The organism is Curtobacterium sp. PsM8, assembly GCF_030433875.1.
In the GTDB taxonomy this organism is placed as follows: Bacteria; Actinomycetota; Actinomycetes; order Actinomycetales; family Microbacteriaceae; genus Curtobacterium.
On record NZ_JARUXD010000121.1, the window covers coordinates 1 to 5,899 of the forward strand.

General features: G+C 69.1%; 6 protein-coding genes. 1 reads left to right on the forward strand and 5 read right to left on the reverse strand.

Annotated elements, in window-relative coordinates; translation table 11 throughout:
• Positions 1 to 51: 51 nt before the first annotated feature.
• The 5 genes from QCD68_RS16750 to sufB form a co-directional block, all read right to left on the reverse strand.
• The gene (locus QCD68_RS16750; protein WP_111073528.1) at positions 52 to 381 is read right to left on the reverse strand and encodes a metal-sulfur cluster assembly factor; all 330 of its coding nucleotides are present in this window, start codon (positions 379 to 381) and stop codon (positions 52 to 54) included.
• Positions 382 to 383: 2 nt separating this feature from the next.
• Entirely contained in the window at positions 384 to 1,157 is a 774-nt protein-coding gene (gene sufC / locus QCD68_RS16755) for a Fe-S cluster assembly ATPase SufC (RefSeq protein WP_111073529.1), read from the reverse strand.
• A gap of 61 nt (positions 1,158 to 1,218) precedes the next feature.
• Positions 1,219 to 1,545 carry a non-heme iron oxygenase ferredoxin subunit gene (locus tag QCD68_RS16760; RefSeq protein ID WP_374609630.1) on the reverse strand — a complete coding sequence of 109 codons (327 nt, stop codon included), beginning with the start codon at positions 1,543 to 1,545 and terminating at the stop codon, positions 1,219 to 1,221.
• Positions 1,545 to 2,843, reverse strand: a complete 1,299-nt coding sequence (sufD, locus tag QCD68_RS16765) for a Fe-S cluster assembly protein SufD (RefSeq protein WP_301223840.1) — start codon at positions 2,841 to 2,843, stop codon at positions 1,545 to 1,547. Before sufD ends, QCD68_RS16760 begins: the two co-directional genes overlap by 1 nt.
• A complete protein-coding gene (gene sufB, locus QCD68_RS16770; RefSeq protein WP_110902235.1) occupies positions 2,844 to 4,262 on the reverse strand; it encodes a Fe-S cluster assembly protein SufB in 1,419 nt (472 codons plus the stop codon). It abuts the gene before it with no gap.
• Positions 4,263 to 4,512: 250 nt separating this feature from the next.
• Here sufB and QCD68_RS16775 point away from each other — a divergent pair, with 250 nt between their 5' ends.
• Entirely contained in the window at positions 4,513 to 5,478 is a 966-nt protein-coding gene (locus QCD68_RS16775; protein ID WP_111073532.1) for a COX15/CtaA family protein, read from the forward strand.
• The last annotated feature ends 421 nt before the right edge of the window (positions 5,479 to 5,899 follow it).

The window sequence follows — 5,899 nt, forward strand, 5'->3', positions numbered from 1 at the left end:
GGCCCGGTACCAGCTGGTACCGGGCCTCCCGTCCGTTCTGTGGTCGCGTGGCTAGATCGAGAAGCCGAGCGCGCGCATCATCTCGCGGCCGTCGTCGGTGATCCGCTCCGGACCCCACGGCGGCATCCAGACCCAGTTGATGCGGAACGCGTCGACGATTCCGTCCAGCGCGTTCGCGGTGTCGTTCTCGATGACGTCCGTCAGCGGGCAGCCCGCGCTCGTGAGCGTCATGCTGATGATGAGCGCCGTGGCCTCGTCGTCCCAGGCCAGGTCGTAGATCAGCCCGAGGTCGACGATGTTGACGCCGAGCTCCGGGTCCTGGACCTCTTTCAGCCCCTCGACGACCTCGTCGAACTTCTCCGGTGCGAGTGTGGTGATCATCGTCACTCCGCCGGTGCGACGGCTGCGGCCTGCACGTAGCGGTCGTAGCCCTCGTTCTCGAGACGCTCGGCCAGCTCCGGGCCACCCTGCTCGGCGATCTTGCCCGCGACGAACACGTGGACGAAGTCCGGCGTGATGTAGCGGAGGATGCGCGTGTAGTGGGTGATGAGCAGCACACCGAGGCCGGTCGCCGCCTTGGCCCGGTTGACGCCCTCGGAGACGATCTTCAGCGCGTCGACGTCGAGACCGGAGTCGGTCTCGTCGAGCACGGCGAACTTCGGCTTGAGGAGCTCGAGCTGCATGATCTCGTGGCGCTTCTTCTCGCCGCCGGAGAAGCCCTCGTTGACGTTGCGCTCGGCGAAGGCCGGGTCCATCTTGAGGTCGGCCATCGAGGTACGGAGGTCCTTGATCCAGCCGCGGAGGGCCGGGGCCTCGCCGTCGATCGCCGTCTTGGCGGTGCGGAGGAAGTTCGACACCGTCACGCCGGGGATCTCGACCGGGTACTGCATGGCGAGGAACATGCCGGCACGGGCGCGCTCGTCGACGCTCATCGCCAGGACGTCCTGGCCGTCGAGGGTGATCGAGCCACCGGTGACGTGGTAGCGCGGGTGCCCGGCGATCGTGTAGGCCAGGGTCGACTTGCCGGAGCCGTTCGGGCCCATGATCGCGTGGATCTCGCCCTCGTTGATCGTCAGGTCGACGCCCTTGAGGATCTCCTTGACACCCTGGTCGGTGTCGATGGCGACCTGCAGGTCACGGATTTCGAGAGTGGACATTGCGTTCCTTCGGTTGCAGCTGTGGTGCGGCGTCAGCCGCGGGAAGAGTGTGGGTTCGCGCTCAGGCGACCGGGACCGGGTCGTGCACGTCGACGTAGACGTCGCCGTCACGGACCTCGACCCGGAAGACCGGCACCGGCTCGTACGCCGGGAAGTTCTTCGGCTTGCCGGTCGTCAGCGAGAACTGCGAGCCGTGCGCCCAGCACTCGAGCGAGTCACCCTCGACGAAGCCCTCGGACAGCGAGATGTCGCCGTGCGTGCAGGTGTCACCGATGGCGTGCACGGTGCCGGCCGAGTCCTTGACGATCGCGATGGCGGTGCCGTCGACGACCGCGCGCATCGGGCTGTCCACCGCGATGTCGCTCTCGGCGCAGACCTTCTCGGCCATCAGGCGTCGACCCCAGCGGGAGCGGACCCGACGGCAGCGGCCTCGGCGACCGGCGCAGCGAGGACCGTCCGGCCCTCCATGAGTTCCTGCTCGACGGCGGCGATGAGCCGCTCCTCGAGCTCGGGCGCACCGATCTTCTGGATGACCTCGACCAGGAAGCCCAGGACGACGAGACGACGCGCTTCTTCCTCCGGAATGCCACGGGCCTGCAGGTAGAAGAGCTGCTCGTCGTCGAAGCGACCGGTGGCACTGGCGTGGCCGGCACCGGTGATGTCGCCCGTCTCGATCTCGAGGTTCGGGATGCTGTCGGCGCGCGTGCCCTCGGTCAGGACCAGGTTGCGGTTCTGCTCGTACGAGTCGGTGCCCGCAGCGGAGCGTCCGATGAGGACGTCGCCGATCCAGACCGTGTGCGCACCCTGACCCTGCAGCGCACCCTTGTAGTTGACACGGCTGCGGGTGTTCGGGGCGTCGTGGTCGACGTAGACCTGCTGCTCGATGTACTGGCCGGCGTCGGCGAAGTAGACGCCGTACATCTCGACGTCGCCACCCTGCGCACCGAGGTGCGTCGACGGGTTGACGCGGATGACGTCACCGCCGAGCGAGACCACGACGTGCTTCAGGAAGGCGTCGCGGCCGACCTCGGCGAAGTGCGTCGAGACGTGCACCGCGTCGTCGTCCCAGTCCTGGACCGTGACGACGGTGAGGCGCGCGCCGTCGCGGACGACGACCTCGACGTTCTCGCTGAGGAGCGCCGACCCGCGGTTGTCGATCACGACGATGCCCTGCGCGTGCGGCTCGGCGGTGATGACCGTGTGCGCCGCCCGCGGCTGCGTGCCGAAGTCGGAGCGGGTCACGGTGATGAACTCGTGCTCGTCGGTGCCCTTCACGGTGATCGCCAGGACGGCGTCACGCGCGCTCCAGGCAGCGGCAGCCGCCCGGTCCTCCGGCAGTCCGGCGCCGCCGACGCGGGGGTCGTCGCTGCGACCCCACTCGACGTCAGCGCCCGCGGACTGAGTCGCGAGGAAGGGGTACGCCGAGCCGTCCAGCGTGCTGTCGAGCAGCGGCTGGATCTTGGCGAGCGGCGCGAACTTCCAGTTGACCTCTCGGCCGGTGACGGCGGGGAAGGCGCTGACGTCGCCCGAGCGGAACCGCTGGGAACGCGTCTGCACCGGCACCTTGGTGTCCCAGCCGCCGTCGGAGTGCGCCCGGGCGCCGTGCTGGTCCGTACCGCCCGACGAGAGCGTGCTCGCGGGCTCCGTCGGCTGGTCGATGTGGGGAGGAGGGGTGGTGCTGGACATCTAGCCGACGGATCCTTCCATGCTCATCTCGATGAGCTTGTTGAGTTCGAGTGCGTACTCCATCGGGAGTTCGCGGGCGATGGGCTCGATGAATCCGCGCACGATCATCGCCATGGCCTCGTCCTCGGCCATGCCGCGGGACATGAGGTAGAACAGCTGCTCCTCGCTGACGCGGGAGACAGTTGCCTCGTGGCCGAGCTGCACGTCGTCGACACGGATGTCGATCGCCGGGTAGGTGTCGCTCCGCGAGACGGTGTCGACGAGCAGCGCGTCACAGCGGACCGTGTTGGCCGAGTGGTGCGCGCCCGGGTCGACCCGGACCTCGCCGCGGTACCCGGCACGACCGCCACCACGGGCGATCGACTTGGAGACGATCGACGACGTCGTGTACGGCGCCATGTGGATCATCTTCGCGCCGGCGTCCTGGTGCTGGCCGGGGCCGGCGAAGGCGACGGACAGGGTCTCGCCCTTGGCGTGCTCGCCGGCGAGGTAGATGGACGGGTACTTCATCGTGACCTTGGACCCGATGTTGCCGTCGATCCACTCCATGGTCGCGCCCTCGTGGGCGATCGCACGCTTGGTGACGAGGTTGTAGACGTTGTTCGACCAGTTCTGGATCGTCGTGTACCGAACGCGGGCGTTCTTCTTCACGATGATCTCGACGACGGCCGAGTGCAGGGAGTCCGACTTGTAGATCGGGGCGGTGCAGCCCTCGATGTAGTGGATGTAGGAGTCCTCGTCCGCGATGATCAGCGTCCGCTCGAACTGGCCCATGTTCTCCGTGTTGATGCGGAAGTAGGCCTGGAGCGGGATCTCGACGTGGACGCCCTTCGGGACGTAGACGAACGAGCCGCCGGACCACACGGCCGTGTTCAGGGCAGCGAACTTGTTGTCGCCGGCCGGGATCACGGTGCCGAAGTACTCCTCGAACAGCTCCGGGTGCTCGCGCAGCGCCGTGTCGGTGTCCATGAAGATGACGCCCTGCTGCTCCAGGTCCTCGCGGATCTGGTGGTAGACGACCTCGGACTCGTACTGCGCGGCGACGCCGGCGACGAGGCGCTGACGCTCGGCCTCCGGGATGCCCAGGCGTTCGTACGTGGTGCGGATGTCCTCGGGGAGGTCCTCCCACGACTCGGCCTGCTTCTCCGTCGACTTCACGAAGTACTTGATGTTGTCGAAGTCGATGTCCGACAGGTCGGCGCCCCACGAGGGCATCGGCTTGCGGTCGAAGAGCTTCAGCGCCTTCAGCCGGTTCGCACGCATCCACTCGGGTTCGCCCTTGCGGCCGGAGATGTCGGTGACGACCTCTTCCGACAGGCCACGGCGCGCAGAGGCGCCGGCCGCGTCGGAGTCGGCCCAGCCGAATTCGTACTGGCCGAGCCCTTCGAGTTCTGGACGGTCGATGAGCACGTCGGACATGGTCTCCTCGTTTCCTTCTCGCAACAGCGTCTCCGGTACAACCCGGTGGTGTCGGACACCATTCCACCGCAGGCCGCCGACACGGCGTCCCATGGTGTTGCTGCCTCGCAACGTCGATGTTCCCACGCAGTCGCGGGACCGATCGGCGATCACGGCCCATTCGGAGCCGGCGCCTGCCTAGACTTGACTGCTGCTGAACCCTCGAATCCTACAGGTCCAGGGCCCGGAACAACAGGAAGGCACCACCCTCGTGACTCGCGTCGGACCAACCGTCGAGCAGGACGTCCGGACCCCGACCCCCTGGTGGTCGCTCCCCCGCACCGTCGACCCGCGCGTCGTGGTCCTCGCCTGGGCGTCGTTCGTGGTCGAGGTCGTGCTCATCGGCACCGGCGGCCTGGTGCGCCTGACCGCCTCCGGACTCGGCTGCCCCACCTGGCCGAAGTGCACCACCGACTCGCTCGTGTCGACGCCCGAGATGGGCATCCACGGGATCATCGAGTTCGGCAACCGTCTGCTGACCTTCGTGCTGGTCGTCGTCGCGATCGCGATGTTCCTGGCGGTCGTCCGGATGCGCAAGACGCGTCCCGAGCTGTTCTGGTTGGCGTTCGCCCAGGGCGCGGCGATCCCCGTCCAGGCCGTCATCGGCGGCGTGTCGGTCATCTCGGGCCTCAACCCGTTCGTCGTCGGGCTGCACTTCGTCGTGTCGGCCGTGCTCACGAGCATCACCGCCGCCCTGGTCTACCGCTCGGTGAACGGCCCCCGCGTCCGCGACCGGATCGTGCCGCGCTGGTACTTCGACGTCGTCCGCGGCACCGTGGTCGCCGTCGCCCTCACCGTCCTCATCGGCATCCTCACCACCGGCAGCGGTCCGCACGCCGGTGCCAGTGAGCGTGTCGACGGCGGCGCGGTCCACCGGACGGGCTTCGACACGCAGCTCATGGAGCACCTGCACGCCATCCCCGCCTACGCGACCTTCGCGCTGACCCTGGTGCTCGTGATCGGTGCGGTCCGCCTCGGCATCTCGAGCCGGAGCGTCCTGCTGCTGCTCGTCGTCGAGTTCGTCCAGATCGCGGTCGGGCTCACCCAGGCGCGCACCGGTCTGCCGGTCGGCCTGGTCGGCACCCACATGGTGCTCGCCGGCCTGCTCGTCGCAGCGATGACCGCGGTCGTGCTCTCCACCCGGTCCAGTGCCGGTCGGGACGCCGTCCGGGCCTGATCCGGCTCGGCCGTCCGCGGCTGTGGGGCCGAACACGTCGACACCGGAGCCGTCTGTGTGGGGTGATCCGCGCCTCCCGGACAGCGACCCGTCCTGTCCGGACCGCGGACCCACCAGCGCAAGGCTCACCGCTCACCGCTCACCGCTCACCGCTCACCGTCCAAGGGTGCGTCGGTACTGCTGCGCCGGCCTGGAGGCACGCCCCGCCGCGCGACGCGACCCGCGTACGAGACACGGCCGGCTCCCCGGCTCGCGCCGCACGAGTCAACTCGGTCCCCCATCCGGCCCCGCGAACGACGACGGGCACTGCGAACGACGACGGGCCCCGGCGCCGGGGGGGGGGGGGGCGGGGGGCGGCCGGGGGGGGGAGGGGGGGGAGGGGGGCCACCGGGGGGGCCGCGGGGGGGGGGGCCCCCGCCGG